This is a genomic window from Sphingomonas sp. PWP1-2, assembly GCF_049898305.1.
Lineage (GTDB): Bacteria > Pseudomonadota > Alphaproteobacteria > Sphingomonadales > Sphingomonadaceae > Sphingomonas > Sphingomonas glacialis.
Genome location: NZ_JAFCXM010000002.1, coordinates 273,055 through 289,420, shown reverse-complemented (window position 1 = coordinate 289,420; position 16,366 = coordinate 273,055). Strand labels below are relative to the sequence as shown.

The following is a 16,366-nucleotide window of genomic DNA, read 5'->3' as shown; positions in this document are numbered from 1 at the left end:
CTCCTTGTATCTAGCGTTCCACAGTCGAAGTCCGTGTCACCCGAGCGGTGCGTCGAGTGAGGTCGGCGGGACGCTGAACCATTTCGGGCCGGCCGCGGTCATGTGGAAGCAATCCTCGAGCCGCACGCCGAACTTGCCCGGCAGATACAGGCCCGGCTCGTCGGAGAAGCACATCCCCTCGGCGAGCTTGGTCGTCTCGCCATGGACGAGATTCACGGGCTCGTGCCCATCGAGCCCGATCCCGTGGCCGGTACGGTGCGACAGGCCGGGGAGCGCGTAGCGCGGGCCGTAGCCGAGCGCGGTGTAATAGGCGCGGACCGCATCGTCGACCGCGCCCGCCGGTGTGCCGAGCTGCGCCGCGGCGAAGGCATTCGCCTGGCCGGTGCGGACCTGCTCCCACACCGTGCGCTGCTCCTTGCTCGCCGCGCCGTAGACGAAGGTGCGCGAGACGTCGGATTGGTAGCCCTGCACCGCGCAGCCGCAGTCCATCAGCACGACCTGCCCGTCGGCGACGATCTGCGGGTCGCGGCTGCCGTGCGGGAAGGCGGCGGCGGGGCCGATCAGGACGAGCGCGAATTCGGGGTCGCCGCCGAGCTGCACCGTCGCAGCGTTCATCAGCGCGGCCACGTCGGCGGGCTTCATGCCCTTTTCGACGCGCGGCCAGGTCCAGCGATAGGCGGCGATGGTGACGTCGGTCGCCGCCTGCATCAGCGCGATCTCGGCGGCGGTCTTGCGCATCCGCACGCCGCGCACGACCGGATTGGCGCTCACGATCGTCGCAGCGGGAAGCGCATGCGCGAGGCCGTCGACCGCGAAATAACGCACCGTCTCCTCGATCCCGATCGGCCGGCCGCTAAGCTTACGGTCGCGCAGGAAACCGGCGACGAGTTTGGCGGGATCCTCGTCCTCCTGCCAGACACGCACTTCTGCGGGGACGCCGAGCGTCTGGCGGACCGAGGGCTCCTCGAAGAACGGCGTGACGATGCACGGCTCGCCCTCGACCGGCAGGATCGCCGCGGTGAGGCGTTCGCTGCGGTGCCAGGTGACGCCGGTGAAATAGACGAGGCTCGAGCCCGATTCGATCAGCACCGCGCCGATGCCGGTGGCGCGCATCAGGGCTTGCGCACGCTCGATCCGGGCGCGGCGTTCGGCCGGTCCGATCGGCGTGGTGGCGGTGGTCAGCGAGCGCAGGCCCGAAAGGTCGGGCGCAGCCGCGCGGACGACGGCCGCCGGCAGAATGGGGAGCGCCGCGGCGGCGCCGACGAGCGCGCGACGGGTGATCAGGCTGCCTGAAGTCGACGCGGTTCGGTTCTGATCGGCCATGCTCGCACTCCCCAATTCGGGCACGTGTCTGCCAGCCCTGCCAGCGGCTCGCAACGCCTTGCGTGGCGGTGCGCGCTTGACCGGGCGCGCATTCTCCCCTTGATGACCGTGAAAGACGACATTGGGGCGACACGTGGCGAAACGGCTGACTAGCTATATCCTGATCGGGCTGGTGCTCGGGTTGATCGTCGGCTGGGCGATCCATTTCCAGATCGCCGACGGCACGCCGGAAGCGACCGCGCGGCTAAAGGACATCGGTGCGGGCTTCTCGATCGTCACGACGATCTTCCTGCGGCTCATCAAGATGATCATCGCGCCTTTGGTCTTCTCGACGCTCGTCGTCGGGATCGCGCATATGGGCGACATCGCCGCGCTCGGCCGCGTCGGGGGCCGTACGATGGCGTGGTTCGTCACCGCCTCGCTCGTCTCGCTCTCGCTGGGGCTTTTGCTGTTCCACGGGATCGAGGCGGTGATCGACCTGGTCGCGCCGGGAACGGGCTTCGGCTTCAAGCTGCCGCCGCCCGCCGCCTCGGTCGGGCTCGACGAGAAGGCGTTCAACCTTACGAACTTCATCACGCATATCGTCCCCTCGTCGATCGTCGAGGCGATGGCGACCAACGAGATCATCCAGATCGTTTTGTTCTCGGTATTCGCCGGCGTCGCGCTGACCGCGATCGGCGAGAAGGGCGAACCGATCGTGCGCGGCGCCGAAGCGCTCGCCGCGATGATGCTGCAGATCACCGATTACGTGATGCGCTGCGCGCCGATTGCGGTGTTCGCGGCGATCACTGCGACGATCACGGTGAATGGGCTCGGGATCTTGTGGTCGCTCGGGCTGTTCGTCGGGGGCTTCTATCTGGGGCTGGCGACACTGTGGCTGCTGCTGTTCGGCGCGGCGTTCGTGTTCATCGGGCCGCGCGCCTTCGGTCTCGCGCGCTATATCCGCGAGCCGATCCTGCTGGCGTTTTCGACCGCGTCGTCCGAGGCGGCGTATCCGCGCACGCTCGAGGCGCTCGACCGCTTCGGCGTGCCGCGGCGGATCTCGAGCTTCGTCCTGCCGCTGGGGTATTCGTTCAACCTCGACGGGTCGATGATGTACATGACGTTCGCGACGCTGTTCATCGCGCGGGTCTACGGGATCGATCTGCCGCTCGGCACGCAGATCGTGATGCTGCTCGTGCTGATGATCACTTCGAAGGGGATCGCCGGCGTGCCGCGCGCGTCGCTCGTCGTGATCGCGGCGGTGATGGGGCAGTTCGGGATCCCCGAGGCGGGGTTGCTGCTGATCCTGCCGGTCGACCAGTTCCTCGACATGGGCCGCTCGGCGACCAATGTCGTCGGCAATGCGGTGGCAACGACGGTGGTGGCAAAGTGGGAGGGCGCGCTCGGCGAGCCGCAGGCGGCGGAGATCGAACCGCCGCACGCGCCGCATCGGGCTTAGCGCTTACCGCACCATTCGTTCCTGCGGTCACCCCGGCCTTGTGGCGGGGTCTACCGTGCCGCGCGTGCTACGACGGCAGGAGCGCGATCACGGCGGACCCCGGGACGAGCCCAGAGTGACGGGGGTGGCCCGCTCCTTCACGCGTAGGCATACGGCCCGCCCTTTTCGAGCGCTGCCTGATAGGCCGGGCGCGCGTGGATCTTGTCGAGCCAGGCGATCGTCGCTGGGCGGCTGTCGTCGAGCCCGGCGCGGCTCTTTGCGGCTTCGAGCGGGAAGCTCATCATGATGTCGGCGCCGGTCAGCTGGTCACCCGCGAACCACGGCCGCTTGGCGAGTTCGGATTCGACGTAATCGAGATGAACGTCGATCATCGGCTGGACACGCTTCGCGGCGGTTGCGCCGATCACCGGGATGCGGTTGAGCACGAGCAGCAAAAGCAACGGCGGCATCACCGACCCCTCAGCATAATGCAGGAACTGGCGATAGCGCAGCACATCGTCGCGGTGCGCGGGCGGGCCGAGCTTGCCGTCGGCATATTCGACCAGATAGTCGATGATCGCGCCGGTCTCGACCAGCGTCTGCCCGGCGGCGGTGTCCTCGAGGATCGGCGACTTGCCGAGCGGATGGACGCGCTTCAGCTCGGCCGGGGCGAGCATCGTCTTGGCGCCGCGTTGGTAGCGCTTAATCTCATAGGGCAGCCCGAGCTCCTCGAGCATCCACAGGATGCGTTGCGAGCGCGAGTTGTTGAGATGGTGGACGATGAGAGTCATGCGCGCGCTCCGGTGGTGGACAGGATCAACCGATCGTAACGCGCAACGCGGAACGTCGCACTAAAGTCGCAGCATCGTGGTGCCTACCTCGTCGCGACGACCCGACCGTCATGGGGCGGTCCGACATCGGACGCTGCTCGGGCAGAGGGGTGGGCCCCGGCACAAGGCCGGGGTGACGATAGCGTAGTTTTCGATCGGCGCCTGATCCTGTGAAGCGCCTACCGTTTGACGAGCCCGCCATAGCAAAGGCCCGCCGATGCTGGCGGGCCTTCGCGGTTTTACGACGGCGTACCTGTGCCGCCTGTAGAAAGAACGCGGCCGAGCCCTGCCGCCGCTCCCTGCCCCGGACCAAGCGGCCCGAAGCGGAGCTCACATCTCGGGCTCGTCCCCGTCGTCGGGCTCGCCGCCGACCATCATTTCCTCGGCGACCTTGTCGGTGCGCGCGCGGATCGAGGCTTCGAGTCGGTCGGACATTTCGGGATGGTCCTTGAGGAACGTCTTCGAATTCTCGCGGCCCTGGCCGATGCGGACGCTGTCGTAGGAGAACCACGCGCCCGACTTCTCGACCAGCCCGGCCTTGACGCCGAGATCGAGGATCTCACCGATCTTCGACACGCCCTGCCCGTACATGATGTCGAATTCGACCTGCTTAAACGGCGGCGCGACCTTGTTCTTGACGACCTTCACGCGCGTCGTGTTGCCGATGATCTCGTCGCGATCCTTAATCTGCCCAGTGCGGCGGATGTCGAGGCGGACCGAGGCGTAGAACTTGAGCGCGTTGCCGCCGGTCGTCGTCTCGGGGTTGCCGTACATCACGCCGATCTTCATGCGCAGCTGGTTGATGAAGATCACCATGCAGCGCGAACGGCTGATCGAGCCCGTCAGCTTGCGCAAGCTCTGCGACATCAAGCGCGCCTGCAGGCCGACATGGCTGTCGCCCATCTCGCCCTCGATTTCGGCGCGCGGCACCAAGGCCGCGACCGAATCGACGACAAGCACGTCGATCGCGTTCGAGCGAACGAGCGTGTCGACGATCTCGAGCGCCTGCTCGCCCGTGTCGGGCTGCGAGACGATCAGCTCGTCGATGTTGACGCCGAGCTTCTTGGCATAGACTGGGTCGAGCGCGTGCTCGGCGTCGACGAACGCCGCGGTGCCGCCGGTCTTCTGCGCTTCGGCGATCACGTGGAGCGCGAGCGTCGTCTTGCCCGACGATTCGGGACCGTAAATCTCGATCACGCGCCCACGCGGCAAGCCGCCGACGCCGAGCGCGATGTCGAGCCCGAGCGAGCCGGTCGAGATCACCTCGACCTGCATCGTCTGCTTCGAGCCGAGCTTCATCGCCGAGCCCTTGCCGAACGCGCGATCGATTTGCGCGAGCGCGGCTTCGAGCGCCTTTGCGCGTTCGTCCTTGGCCTTTTCGGCGGCCTTGTCCGTGGATGCTGCCATTTTGCTGTCGATGACCTTCAAAGATACCGCCATTGGTAGCTCCCGTCGCTAGACCGAACGCCTCATGCGTTCAATGCGTGACAGCGGTGTATCGCATTTGTTCTGTGAGAACAAGTGTGGAACGACGGTGCTTTTCCGAGGGTCGTAGGACAGGTTAACACCGCAGGTTATGGCATTCCGCCGCCGCCCGCCGCGCCATAGACGTGGCCGGTGGTGTAGCTGGCGCCGTTTTCGGCGAGCAGGACGTAGATTCCGGCGAGCTCGGCGGGCTGGCCGGGTCGGCCAAGCGGCGTCATGCTGCCGAAGCTCTCGAGCTTCTCCATCGTCGCGCCGCCCGACACCTGGAGCGGCGTCCAGATCGGCCCCGGCGCGACGCCGTTGACGCGGATGCCGCGCGGGGCGAGCTGCTTCGCCAGGCTGCGAACGTAGTTGGTCGTCGCGGCCTTGGTCATCGCATAGTCGTAAAGGTCCTTCGAAGGGTCGGTCGCCTGTTCGGAGGTCGTGCCGATGATCGCCGAGCCGGGCTTGAGATGCGGCAGCGCGGCCTTGATGATCCAGAACGGCGCATAGATGTTGGTCTTCATCGTCGCGTCGAAATCCTCGCTCGACACGTCGAGGATCGAGGCGCGGGTCTGCTGGCGCGCCGCGTTGCTGACGAGGATGTCGAGCCCGCCAAGCTCCTTGACCGCGGTCTCGACCAGCTTCTGGCAGAAGGCCTCGCTGCGCAGATCGCCGGGGATGGCGACCGCCTTGCGGCCCGCCTCGCGGATCAACGCGACCACGGCGCGCGCATCCTCCTCCTCGGCGGGGAGATAGTTGATCGCGACGTCGGCGCCTTCGCGCGCATAGGCGATCGCAGCTGCCGCACCCATGCCCGAATCACCGCCGGTGATGAGCGCCTTGCGGCCGAGCAGACGACCCGAGCCGCGATAGCTCTGCTCGCCATTGTCGGGCTTGGGGGTCATCTTCGACGACAGGCCGGGCCATGGCTGCGCCTGCTTTTCGAACGGCGGCTTAGGCCCGCTCCGCGGATCCTTGAGCCCCGCCATGGGCGCTGCCCCGGCGGGCGTTCCTGACGTCTTGGCAAAGGCCGAGCCGGTCGCAGCGGTCGCGACGCCGAGCGCAGCACCGCCCACGACGGCCCGGCGGGAAACGGAGAATTCATCGTTGCTGCTCATGGGTCGATCTCGCTCGCTATCAAAGGTCGAGCGGGTAACTCATGGCGTCTGCACGCGGTTCACAAACAAGCCGGGTTTATTCGGCTAATCTCAATCAAGCCGCGCTGGCGGTACCCAACGCATCGAGCGCCTTCGACACGCCGTCCATCGTGAACGGCTTGGGCAAGGTCGGGCGGTCGCGGAACTGCTCGGCGACGGTATCGTGCGATCCGCCGGTGGCGAAGACGAACGGGATACCCTTTTGCGCAAGCACTTCGGCGATCGGAAAGCTCTTCTCGCCGCCGCGCAGATTGACATCGAGGATCGCCGCATCGACACCGCCATCCGCGATGATCGCGACCGCGCCCTCCACGGTATCGGCCGAGCCCGCGACGGATTTACCAAGCACATCGAGGAAATCCTCGATCATCATGGCAATAAGGGGCTCGTCTTCGACGATCAGGATACTCTGGGCGCTCATTGTGTGCCTTTAGCGTCCTCGAACGCCGTCCGCCAAGTCATTTCGCACGAAGCACGTCGCGCGTCGCCTCGGCGAGCTCCTGGACCGAGAAGGGCTTTGCAAGGAAGGCAACATTGTCGAGATCGATCGACTTGCGGATCGTTTCCTCGGCATAGCCCGACATGAACAGGATCGGCAGGTCGGGATAGCGCGCGCGCACCTGGCGGACGAGCGTCGGTCCGTCCATCAACGGCATCATGACGTCGGAGATGAGCAGATCGGGGCGATCGCAGCGGGCCAGCAGCTCGAGCGCCGCCTCGCCATGCTCGGCGGTGAGCACGGTATAGCCCTGCCGCGCGAGCGCGCGTTCGGCGACGGCGCGGACCATGTCCTCGTCCTCGACCAGCAGAATCGTGCCGCTGCCCCACAGATCGGCGGGCTTTTCGCGCGGGAGCGGCTTGGCCGGCGTCGCGTCGACCAGCGCGCCCGCGGTGTGGACCGGCAGATAGATCGTGAAGACTGCGCCCGACGTGCCCTTCGGCCCGCTCTTGACGGTATCGGCGAAGATCCAGCCACCCGACTGCTTGACGATACCGTAGACGGTCGACAGCCCGAGCCCGGTGCCCTTCCCCACTTCCTTGGTGGTGAAGAACGGCTCGAAGATCTTGGGCAGGATATCGGGCGGGATCCCGCCGCCGGTGTCGGCCACTTCGAGCACGACATAGTCCGCCGCAGGCAGAATGTCCGAGCCGAGCTTGCGCACTTGCGCCGCGGTGACCGCGTAGGTCTGGATCGTCAGCGTGCCGACGCCGCGCGGATCCTTGGCGATCATCGCGTCGCGCGCATTGACCGCGAGGTTGACGACGACCTGTTCGAGCTGACCCGGATCGGCGCGCACCGGCGAGAGGTTGCGGCCGTGCTTCACCGTCAGCGTGACGGTCTCGCCGAGCAGCCGCTTAAGCAGCGTCGAGACTTCGGAAATGACATCGGGCAGCTGCAGCACTTGCGGGCGCAGCGTCTGCTGGCGCGAGAAGGCGAGCAATTGCCGCGTCAGGCTCGCTGCGCGGTTCGAATTGGCGCGGATCTGCTGGATGTCGTCATAATCGCTGTCGCCGGGCGAATGGCGCATCAGCATCAGGTCGCAATGCCCGATGATCGCGGTGAGGATATTGTTGAAATCGTGCGCGACGCCGCCGGCGAGCTGCCCCACCGCCTGCATCTTGGTTGCTTGCGCGACCTCGCGCTTGAGCCGCGTTTCCTCGCTATTGTCCTTGAGGCTGAGCAGCACCGCCGAATCGCCCAGCCCCCGCGCGCCCGCGATCGACAGCGCGACGGGCTCGTCGGGGTGGTCCTTCAAGCGCACCGCGAGATCGGTCGAATGCGTGGCGCCGCCGGCGAAGCGGCGGATCGCGTCGGCGACGACGCCCTTGTCCTCGCGCACGAGCAGATCGCCCGGATAGATGGGCGGGCTCGCCGGATCGACCGCGGCGGCGCGCGCGAAGGCGTCGTTCATCTGCAGGAAGCGGCCATCGCCGCCGATCAGCGCGACGCCGAACGGCATCAGCGACACGAGGCTGCGGATATGCGCGCTCGCGCTCTCGCCGATCGCGGCGTGCCCCTCCTCCTCGTCGATCAGCGCGACGAGCATCGGCGCGTCTTCGCCATCGAGGAACGGGATCTGCAGCACCCGCAACGGATTGCGCGTCAGCCCCTCGCGCTCGAAGCGCGCCATGCCTTGCGCGTCGGTGATGAGGAAACGCGCGAAATCGCGCCCGATGATCGCGCCGTCCTCCTGCCCCATCGCGCGCGAACGCAGCACGCGGTTGGCGGCGCGGATCCGGCCGTCGGGGTTGATCAGCGCGGCCATGATCCCGGCGCTGCCGAGCCGGTCGCCCGTCGCACCGGCGATGAGGTTTTCCATCGTCTTGGCGAGATCGAGCCCTTGCGAGGCGAAGAAGCGCCAGACGAGCAGATTCTCGTCCTCGCCGACGCGCGTGACATCGGCCGAGAGCGCCGCGCCCTTGACGACCAGGCGATCGACGCTCGCCGCGCCATCGCGCCACGCCGCGCGCCCGGCGCTGCCGAGCCGATCGACCCCGCCCGCGTCGAGCGGCAGGCCGGGCGGTGTCGGAAAACCGCCGAACAGCGCTTCGTAGCGGTCGTTCGCACAGACGAGCCGCCCAGCGCGGTCGGTCACCGCGATCGCGTCGGGGCTGCTTGCCGCGAGCGCGCGCGCGACGCTCCAATCGGGTTCGATCGCGGTGCTGGCCGTTGCCGGGAACAGCCGGCGCGCTGCGATCAACCCGCCTGTCACGACGAGCGCCGCCGCGAGGAAAGCCGCAGCGATCACAAGGCTGTGGAGAATGCCGAGGATGACCAAGGCGGCCGCCAGACCGCAGCCGAGCGCAATCAGAGCGGCGCTGCGTGTGGCGGTGACGTGGGGGGGCGCAGGTAGCGGGACCATCGCGTCATGCTGTGAGCGCTACACGGCTGACGTCAAGGGCTTAAGCGGCGCGGCGCCGCGGATCGGTCACGAGGCGCGCCGCGCTCGCAGACGGAAAAGGAGGCCCCAGCGCGCTGCGCCGGGGCCTCCAGGCATTTTACCAGACCTTCACGCGCTCGGCAGGCGCGAGGTACATCTTGTCGCCGGGCTTTACCCCGAATGCGGCGTACCAGGCGTCGACGTTGCGCACTTCCATCGTGCGGAACGGACCCGGCGAATGCGGATCGCTCAGCAACTGCGAGCGCAGCGCGGGCTCGCGGAACTTGATCCGCCAGACCTGCGCATAGCCGAGGTAGAAACGCTGGTCGCCGGTCAGCCCGTCGATCACCGGCGCGGGCTTGCCGCCGAGCGAGCGATGATAGGCGTCGTACGCAAGCGCGAGGCCAGCGAGATCGGCCATGTTCTCGCCGAGCGTCAGCCCGCCGCGGATGTGCTGGCCGGGGAGCGGCTCGTACGCGTCATACTGCTTGACCAGCTGGTCGGTCATCGCGGTGAAGCGTGCGACGTCCTGCGGCGTCCACCATTCCTTCAAGGCGCCGGTCGGATCGAACTTGCGGCCCTGATCGTCGAAGTGATGGCTGAGCTCGTGGCCGATAACGACACCGATGCCGCCATAGTTGACCGCGGGATCGGCCTTCGCGTCGAAGAACGGCGGCTGGAGGATCGCCGCCGGGAAGACGATCTCGTTCATCGGCGGGTTGGCATAGGCGTTCACCGTCATCGGGGTCATGCCCCATTCGGTGCGGTCGATCGGCTGGCCGAGCTTGTGCAGGTCGCGCTGATACTCGAACTGGTTCGCTGCGGCGACGTTGCCGACGAGATCGTCACGCTTGACCTGCACCGCGGTGTAATCGCGCCACTTGGTCGGATAGCCGATTTTGGGGGTGAAAGCGGCGAGCTTGGCGTGCGCCTTGACCTTGGTCTCGGGCGCCATCCAAGTCAGCTTGTCGATCCGCGTGCCCATCGCCGAGATGATGTTCTTGACGAGCTGATCGGCGGACGCCTTCGATGCCGGCGGGAAATAGGCCGCGACATATTGCTGGCCGATCTCTTCGCCGAGCGCGCCCGACACGGTCGAGACGCCGCGCTTCCAGCGCACCGGCTGCTGCGGCGCGCCGCTCAGCACGGTGCCGTAAAACGCAAAATTGGCATCGTTGATCGGCTTGGACAGATAGCCCGCATACGAGCGCATCGTGCGCAGGATCAGGAAGTCCTGGACGACCTGCACGGGGGCATCGGCGAACGCCTTGGCTTCACCCGCGATCGCGCTCGGCATCCCGACGATATAGTTCGCCTGGCCCGCAGCCCCGGCCGCCTGGAAATAGGCCGCCCACGGGAAGCCCGCGGCCTTGCCGTCGAAGTCGGCGGGGAGATATTTGTTGTACGTCAGGTCGGCGTTGCGCGACTTGACGCGGTCCCAATGCGCCTCGGCGAGCGTCTTCTCGAACGCGAACACGGCGGCGGCGCGCTGTGCGGCATTGTCCTGCCCGGCAAGGCCGAGCATCGTTGCCTGATACGCTTGATATTTGGTGCGCGTGTCGGCGAGCTTGGGGTCGTCCTTGAGATAATAATCGCGGTCGGGGAGACCGAGGCCGCCCTGATAGACATGGACGATATAGTTCTCGGGAGCCTTGTCGTCCTGCCCGACGCCGACGCCGAACAAGCCGCCAACGCCACGCTGCTGGAGCTTGGCCATCTCGGTCGCAAGTGCGGCCTTGTCCTTGGCGGCCTTGATCTCGCCGATCCAGGGCTGGATCGGCGCGATGCCCTTCGCGTTGACCGCGGCTTCATCCATGAAGCTCGCGTAGAAATCGCCGATCTTGTTGCCCGGCGTCTGCGTCGCCTTGTCGAGGATGATGCGCGTCCGCTCGAGCGAGCGATCGGCCAGCGCGTTGAACATCCCGTAGGTCGCCTTGTCGTCGGGGATCTGCGTCTTGGCTTCCCACGCGCCGCCGGCATATTTGGCGAAATCGTCGCCGGGCTTCACTGCGCTATCCATGCCAGCGGTATCGATGCCGAAGCTACCGATCTCGGCGCCGGTGCTTGCGCTCGTCGCAACGACGGGCTTGGGCTTGCTCGTCTGGGCGTAGGTTACGCCCCCCGCAGCGGCCGATGCCAGCAGCGAGAGTGTTAGGAGCGAAAACCGCATACAAATGTATCCTTCCTGAACAGTATTGCCGCGTGTTGTACCGCTATGACACGGCCAGTCAAATCGTTCTTGTCGCCCCGCCGCGATGCGCGCGCGCGCGCCATTTCCGTGCGATCCGCAGCCGCCAGACGAGGCTCGTTACGCCGTAACCCGCGACCGAGAGCCCGATCGCCAGGATCACCAGCCCGACGATGGTCGCGGGGCCGCCATGCGACACCAGCCAGTGCAGCCAGCTCGCATTCGCCGCGACGTTGCTCGCTATTGGCGCGCCGGGAACATCGCGGTCGAGCCGCAGCACCCAATGGCCGATCTCGTACGCGCTCCAGAACAGCGGGACGGTGGTCAGCGGATTGTGGAGCAGCGTCGTGCCGACCGCCACTGGCACGTTCGCGCGCACCGGCAGCGCGGTCAGCGCGGCGAGCGGCATGTGCGCCAGGGGAAAGAGGATGCCGGTGAACAGCCCGAGCGCGACGCCGCGCGGCACCGAGCGGCGCGTGAAGCGCCACAGCGACGGTGCGAGGATGCGGTGCGAGACGGGGCGGAGAAAGCGATTCGCCTCGATACTGTCGCGCGTCGGCACATGACGGCGCGCCCAGCCCGTCGCACGGGCAACGGGTCCGCCACGCGCCACGCGATCAGCCACGGTCGCGCATGATCCGGCCCTGCTCACGCTTCCAGTCGCGCTCTTTGATCGAGTCGCGCTTGTCGTGATCCTTCTTGCCCTTGGCGAGCGCGAGCTCGATCTTGGCGCGGCCCTTCGAGTTGAAATAGACCATCAGCGGCACGAGCGTCATGCCCTCGCGGTTGACCGCGCCGTGCATCTTGTTGATCTCGCGCTCCTTGAGGAGAAGCTTGCGTACGCGCTTGGGCTCGTGATTGTAGCGGTTGCCGTGGCTGAATTCGGGCACGTTCGAATTGATCAGCCAGACCTCGCCGTCCTTCACTTCGGCATAGCTCTCGGCGATCGAGCCAGTGCCGGAGCGCAGCGACTTCACCTCGGTACCCGTCAGCGCGATTCCCGCTTCGTACACCGTCTCGATGTAATAATCGTACCGTGCGCGCCGGTTCTCGGCGACGATCTTGGTCTTTTCGAAGAGCGGGGGTTTCGGACGTGCCATGGGAGCCGCGATGTAGGCGTTGCCGCGACGAAACAAAAGCCATGCGTACAATTTAGCCGACGCGCGCAAGCAAAGCGCGCGCGAAGACCCTATCTTAAGGTTAGGGTGCAATGGCCGCTCGCGTGATTGCCCGATCCAGTGTAGAGTTCCACCATGTCCGATTTCGCCGCTCCCAAATTCGCGACCCACAGCTTCCCGATCGCTATCGACGCTGCCGACATTGATTTCATGGGGCACGTCAACAATGCCTCGTATCTCAAATGGGTGCAGGACGCGGTGGTCAGCCACTGGCAGCGCTTCGCGCCGAGCGAGGCGGTGGCGACGCACGCCTGGGTCGCGCTCAAGCACGAGATCACCTATCGCAAGCCGACCTTCCTCGACGACGAGGTGATCGCGACCGTGCTGCTCGAAAAGGTGCAGGGCGCGCGCGCTTTCTACGAGACGGTGATCAAGCGCGGCGAGGACGTGCTCGCCGAAGTCAAGTCGAGCTGGTGCTGCCTCAACGTCGAGACGATGCGCCCGGCAAGGCTGGCGCAGGGCGTGATCGACCGGTTCTTCGCCAATGATTGAGGCTTTTTCGTAAGAGCTCGAGCCCACACCCCCCACCGTCACCCCGGCCTTGTGCCGGGGTCCACCGGGCCGGGCGTCATGCCGGTAGTGGATCGAGACCGAAGCCAACCGCGAGATCGTTCCAAGCAGGGTTCTCAGATTCGATGAGGTTCCGCTTCCAATCTCGGCGATAGCGCTTGAGTTGTTTCTCGCGCATGATCGCGGATTCCATCGTTCCCGCGACCTCAAAGTACACGAGCCGGAGTATCCCATACCTCTTCGTGTGCCCGTCGAAAGTACCGGAGCGATGTTGGAGCACGCGACCAATTAGATTCGACGTCACGCCGACATAGACCGACCCGTTATACCGGGACGCCAGAATATAGACGCACGGGGTTCGCTCGATCGTCATGCGGTGAACGTTGCCGCACGGTGGACCCCGGCACAAGGCCGGGGTGACAATCGTGTGAGGCGTTAGATCCCGGCCGCAGCCAACCCTGCATCGACCACACGCTGGCTCGCTTCGCTCGGCCAAGTCATCGGCAGGCGCAGCGCCGTCGGGAAATCCGGGCGGACCTTGTTCACCGCATATTTCACCGGCCCTGGCGAGGCATCGGTGAACAGCGACACGTGCAACGCGAACAGCCGGTCGTGCAGTTCGAGCGCGAGCGTATAGTCCCCTGCCCCACACGCCGCCTGGAACGCCGCGCACAACCGCGGCGCGACGTTTGCCGTTACCGAGATGCACCCGATCCCGCCGGTCGCGTTGAACGCGAGCGCCATGTCGTCATTGCCCGACAGCTGCTCGAACCCCTCGGGGCACGCCGCGCGCTGTGCCGACACGCGCTGGATCACGCCCGTCGCATCCTTGATGCCGATCACGCTCGGTATGGCGTGCGCAATCCGCGCGACGGTCTCGACCGCGATGTCGGTCACGGTGCGGCCCGGCACGTTGTACAGCACGATCGGCAGGTGGCACGACCCCGCCACCGCTTCGAAATGCCGGAAGATGCCCTCCTGATTGGGCCGGTTGTAATAGGGCGGGACCATCAGCGCCGCGTCGGCACCTGCCGCCTTGGCGGCCTTGATGTTGTGGATCGCGACGCGCGTGTCGTTCGACCCCGCGCCCGCCAACACCGGCACGCGGCCGCGCGCTTGGTCGACGCAGACCGCGACGATCGCGAAATGCTCCTCGGCGGTCAGCGTCGCTGCCTCGCCCGTCGTGCCGCACGGCACCAGCCCGGCCGAGCCCTCGGCGATCTGCCACTCGATGAAATCGCGATAGGCGCGCTCGTCGAAACTGCCGTCAGCGGCGAACGGCGTGACCAACGCCGGGATCGATCCCGAAAACATAGCGAATTGCTCCTGCGAACCGAATTTCGTCGCATTTGAGGTGTAATGCGCGGGACAAATACGGACCGGAGGCATAGTCTGTCCACATGATTGCATGGCTCTTCAAATCCGGTGTTCTGCTCGCGGGAATTTCGACCCTCGCCGTTACCTCTGGCGACGCGCAGGATCAGCTCGGCTGGGGTCGCGCGACGCAGGTGCTGACCGGCACGACCGCCACCAACAGCGCGCTCGCCGCGTCGATCGCCGAGTGGAAATCGCTTCAGCAATCGTCGAGCTACAGCTTCGACAGCTACGCCCGCTTCCTGCTTGCGCACCCCGGCTGGCCCGGCGAGACCGCGATGCGGCGGATGGCGGAGAAGGCGCTCGATTCTGGCGGCTGGTCGCCGTCGACCGTGGTCGCGTTCTTCCGGCGCTTCCCCGCGCTGACCGGCGCGGGGAAGACGCGCTTTGCCGAGGCGCTCGCCGCGTCGGGGCAACAGAGCGAAGCCGCGAGCGCGGCGCGCGCCGCCTGGGTCTCGGGAACGCTGTCGAGCACCGACGAGAGCAAGATCCTCGCGACCTTCCCCGGCGCCCTGTCGCTTGCCGATCACGATGCGCGGATGGACATGCTGCTGTGGCAGGGCGCGACCGCGTCGGCGCAGCGCCAGCTGATGCTGACCAGCCCGGCGCGGCAGAGCGTCTTCGCCGCGCGGCTCGCCTTCCGCACCAGCGCGCCCGATGCGGGCGACCGGCTGATCGCGACGCAGGCCTATGGCGCGACCGATCCCGGCTGGATCGCCGACCGGGCGAGCTGGTATCGCAACACCGGCGCCTCGGCCAGCGCGCGCAATTCGCTTGCACAGCGCCCCGCGCTCGCGGTCGTGCCGGGGAGCGCCGAGCAATGGTTCGAAGTGCTGCTGACCAATGCGCGCGCCGCCGCCAACGACGGGCAGAATTCGCTCGCCTATGACATCGCGCGCAAGCTCGGCGATGCCTATCCCATCGGCACCGACGTCAGCACGCGGCCCTATGGCGAGCGCGACGACTATACGAGCCTCGCCTGGCTCGCGGGCCGCACCGCGCTGAAGCAGCTCGCCCGCCCGGCGGATGCCGTGCCGCTGTTCGTCAGTTACGCCGCCGCCTCCAAGACCCCGACGACGCAATCGAAGGGCCTGTATTGGGCCGGCCGCGCCGCCGAGGCCGCCGGGCGTCGCGACGAGGCCAACGGCTATTACGCGCGCGCCGCGGCGTTCCGCGATCTGTTCTACGGCCAGCTTGCGGCCGAGCGGATCGGCCAGCCGCTCGTCGCGCCGGGCGATCCGGTGCTGCGCCCGGTCGATCCAGCGACGCGCGCGGCGTTCTACGCGCGCGAAACGGTGCGCGCGGCGCAATATCTCGGCACGGTCGGCAATTGGGAGGACCAGACCGCGTTCGTCCGCCAGATCGCGCTCGATGCCAAGAGCGACAGCGACCATGTCCTCTCGACCGAATTGTCGCGCACGCTCGGGCGGCCCGATCTCGGCGTGATGGTCGGGCGCAGCGCGCTGCAGAACGGGCTCAGCGAATATTCGACCGTCGGCTTCCCCAATGTCCGCGTGCCGGTGGCGAGCCAGGACGACTGGACGATGATCCATGCGATCGCGCGCCAGGAAAGCCAGTTCGACCGCGCCGCGATCAGCCATGCCGGCGCGCGCGGGCTGATGCAGCTGATGCCCGGCACCGCGCGCGACCAGGCTGGCAAGCTCGGCCTGGCATACAATGCCGCGGCGCTGACGACCGATACCGACTATAACATCATGGTCGGATCGACCTATTTCCGGCACATCTACGACATTTACGGCAGCTATCCGCTCGCGGTGGCGGCGTACAATGCCGGCCCGGGCAACGTGAATAAATGGCTCCGCGCAAATGGCGACCCGCGCAGCGGCGGCGTCGACATGCTCGACTGGATCGAGGCGATCCCGATCTACGAGACGCGCAACTACGTCCAGCGCGTGCTCGAGAATGCCGTGGTGTACGATCTGATGAACCCCACGCGCTCGCGCTCGTCGGGGTCGAACCGGATCAGCTGGTATCTCGGCAAGCGCATTCCAGGCTGAGCGCGCAGGCTGGCCCAGC

General features: G+C 66.7%; 14 protein-coding genes. 3 read left to right on the top strand and 11 right to left on the bottom strand.

Annotation, left to right across the window (positions count from 1 at the left end; translation table 11 throughout):
• Positions 1 to 36: 36 nt before the first annotated feature.
• A complete protein-coding gene (locus ACP7C5_RS06295) occupies positions 37 to 1,323 on the bottom strand; it encodes a M24 family metallopeptidase (protein ID WP_426263574.1) in 1,287 nt (428 codons plus the stop codon).
• Positions 1,324 to 1,456: 133 nt separating this feature from the next.
• Here ACP7C5_RS06295 and ACP7C5_RS06290 point away from each other — a divergent pair, with 133 nt between their 5' ends.
• Positions 1,457 to 2,764, top strand: coding sequence for a dicarboxylate/amino acid:cation symporter (locus tag ACP7C5_RS06290; RefSeq protein WP_354285852.1), 1,308 nt, complete (start codon positions 1,457 to 1,459; stop codon positions 2,762 to 2,764).
• A 137-nt stretch (positions 2,765 to 2,901) separates the two neighbouring features.
• Here ACP7C5_RS06290 and ACP7C5_RS06285 read toward each other — a convergent pair whose 3' ends face one another.
• The 8 genes from ACP7C5_RS06285 to smpB all read right to left on the bottom strand — a co-directional run bounded on the left by ACP7C5_RS06285 (position 2,902) and on the right by smpB (position 12,367).
• Complete coding sequence (locus ACP7C5_RS06285; RefSeq protein WP_426263573.1) at positions 2,902 to 3,534, bottom strand: glutathione S-transferase family protein; 633 nt, start codon at positions 3,532 to 3,534, stop codon at positions 2,902 to 2,904.
• 369 nt (positions 3,535 to 3,903) lie between these two features.
• The gene (recA, locus tag ACP7C5_RS06280) at positions 3,904 to 5,013 is read right to left on the bottom strand and encodes a recombinase RecA (RefSeq protein WP_426263572.1); all 1,110 of its coding nucleotides are present in this window, start codon (positions 5,011 to 5,013) and stop codon (positions 3,904 to 3,906) included.
• Between the two features lie 134 nt (positions 5,014 to 5,147).
• Positions 5,148 to 6,158: an SDR family oxidoreductase gene (locus tag ACP7C5_RS06275; protein ID WP_426263571.1), complete on the bottom strand. Its 1,011-nt coding sequence runs from the start codon at positions 6,156 to 6,158 to the stop codon at positions 5,148 to 5,150.
• A 94-nt stretch (positions 6,159 to 6,252) separates the two neighbouring features.
• Positions 6,253 to 6,618, bottom strand: coding sequence for a response regulator (locus tag ACP7C5_RS06270; RefSeq protein WP_189674844.1), 366 nt, complete (start codon positions 6,616 to 6,618; stop codon positions 6,253 to 6,255).
• A 37-nt stretch (positions 6,619 to 6,655) separates the two neighbouring features.
• A complete protein-coding gene (locus ACP7C5_RS06265; RefSeq protein WP_426263570.1) occupies positions 6,656 to 9,061 on the bottom strand; it encodes a response regulator in 2,406 nt (801 codons plus the stop codon).
• Between the two features lie 136 nt (positions 9,062 to 9,197).
• Positions 9,198 to 11,249: a M13 family metallopeptidase gene (locus ACP7C5_RS06260; RefSeq protein WP_426263569.1), complete on the bottom strand. Its 2,052-nt coding sequence runs from the start codon at positions 11,247 to 11,249 to the stop codon at positions 9,198 to 9,200.
• Positions 11,250 to 11,307: 58 nt separating this feature from the next.
• Positions 11,308 to 11,892, bottom strand: a complete 585-nt coding sequence (locus ACP7C5_RS06255) for a DUF2062 domain-containing protein (protein ID WP_189674847.1) — start codon at positions 11,890 to 11,892, stop codon at positions 11,308 to 11,310.
• Positions 11,885 to 12,367 carry an SsrA-binding protein SmpB gene (gene smpB, locus ACP7C5_RS06250; RefSeq protein ID WP_010186783.1) on the bottom strand — a complete coding sequence of 161 codons (483 nt, stop codon included), beginning with the start codon at positions 12,365 to 12,367 and terminating at the stop codon, positions 11,885 to 11,887. Before smpB ends, ACP7C5_RS06255 begins: the two co-directional genes overlap by 8 nt.
• Before the next feature lie 153 nt (positions 12,368 to 12,520).
• Between smpB and ACP7C5_RS06245 the strand changes: the two genes are divergently transcribed.
• Positions 12,521 to 12,937 carry an acyl-CoA thioesterase gene (locus ACP7C5_RS06245; RefSeq protein ID WP_426263568.1) on the top strand — a complete coding sequence of 139 codons (417 nt, stop codon included), beginning with the start codon at positions 12,521 to 12,523 and terminating at the stop codon, positions 12,935 to 12,937.
• A 76-nt stretch (positions 12,938 to 13,013) separates the two neighbouring features.
• Here ACP7C5_RS06245 and ACP7C5_RS06240 read toward each other — a convergent pair whose 3' ends face one another.
• Together ACP7C5_RS06240 and dapA are read right to left on the bottom strand one after the other, a co-directional pair.
• Positions 13,014 to 13,328 carry a GIY-YIG nuclease family protein gene (locus ACP7C5_RS06240; protein ID WP_322164199.1) on the bottom strand — a complete coding sequence of 105 codons (315 nt, stop codon included), beginning with the start codon at positions 13,326 to 13,328 and terminating at the stop codon, positions 13,014 to 13,016.
• A gap of 62 nt (positions 13,329 to 13,390) precedes the next feature.
• A complete protein-coding gene (gene dapA / locus ACP7C5_RS06235) occupies positions 13,391 to 14,269 on the bottom strand; it encodes a 4-hydroxy-tetrahydrodipicolinate synthase (RefSeq protein WP_426263567.1) in 879 nt (292 codons plus the stop codon).
• 86 nt (positions 14,270 to 14,355) lie between these two features.
• Between dapA and ACP7C5_RS06230 the strand changes: the two genes are divergently transcribed.
• Positions 14,356 to 16,347, top strand: a complete 1,992-nt coding sequence (locus ACP7C5_RS06230) for a lytic transglycosylase domain-containing protein (RefSeq protein WP_426263566.1) — start codon at positions 14,356 to 14,358, stop codon at positions 16,345 to 16,347.
• The last annotated feature ends 19 nt before the right edge of the window (positions 16,348 to 16,366 follow it).

Coding starts and splice junctions, on each gene's coding strand:
- ACP7C5_RS06295 (WP_426263574.1), bottom strand. CDS start 1,323: ATGGCCGATCAGAACCGAACCGCGTCGACTTCAGGCAGCCTGATCACC.
- ACP7C5_RS06285 (WP_426263573.1), bottom strand. CDS start 3,534: ATGACTCTCATCGTCCACCATCTCAACAACTCGCGCTCGCAACGCATC.
- recA (WP_426263572.1), bottom strand. CDS start 5,013: ATGGCGGTATCTTTGAAGGTCATCGACAGCAAAATGGCAGCATCCACG.
- ACP7C5_RS06275 (WP_426263571.1), bottom strand. CDS start 6,158: ATGAGCAGCAACGATGAATTCTCCGTTTCCCGCCGGGCCGTCGTGGGC.
- ACP7C5_RS06270 (WP_189674844.1), bottom strand. CDS start 6,618: ATGAGCGCCCAGAGTATCCTGATCGTCGAAGACGAGCCCCTTATTGCC.
- ACP7C5_RS06265 (WP_426263570.1), bottom strand. CDS start 9,061: ATGGTCCCGCTACCTGCGCCCCCCCACGTCACCGCCACACGCAGCGCC.
- ACP7C5_RS06260 (WP_426263569.1), bottom strand. CDS start 11,249: ATGCGGTTTTCGCTCCTAACACTCTCGCTGCTGGCATCGGCCGCTGCG.
- smpB (WP_010186783.1), bottom strand. CDS start 12,367: ATGGCACGTCCGAAACCCCCGCTCTTCGAAAAGACCAAGATCGTCGCC.
- ACP7C5_RS06245 (WP_426263568.1), top strand. CDS start 12,521: ATGTCCGATTTCGCCGCTCCCAAATTCGCGACCCACAGCTTCCCGATC.
- ACP7C5_RS06240 (WP_322164199.1), bottom strand. CDS start 13,328: ATGACGATCGAGCGAACCCCGTGCGTCTATATTCTGGCGTCCCGGTAT.
- dapA (WP_426263567.1), bottom strand. CDS start 14,269: ATGTTTTCGGGATCGATCCCGGCGTTGGTCACGCCGTTCGCCGCTGAC.
- ACP7C5_RS06230 (WP_426263566.1), top strand. CDS start 14,356: ATGATTGCATGGCTCTTCAAATCCGGTGTTCTGCTCGCGGGAATTTCG.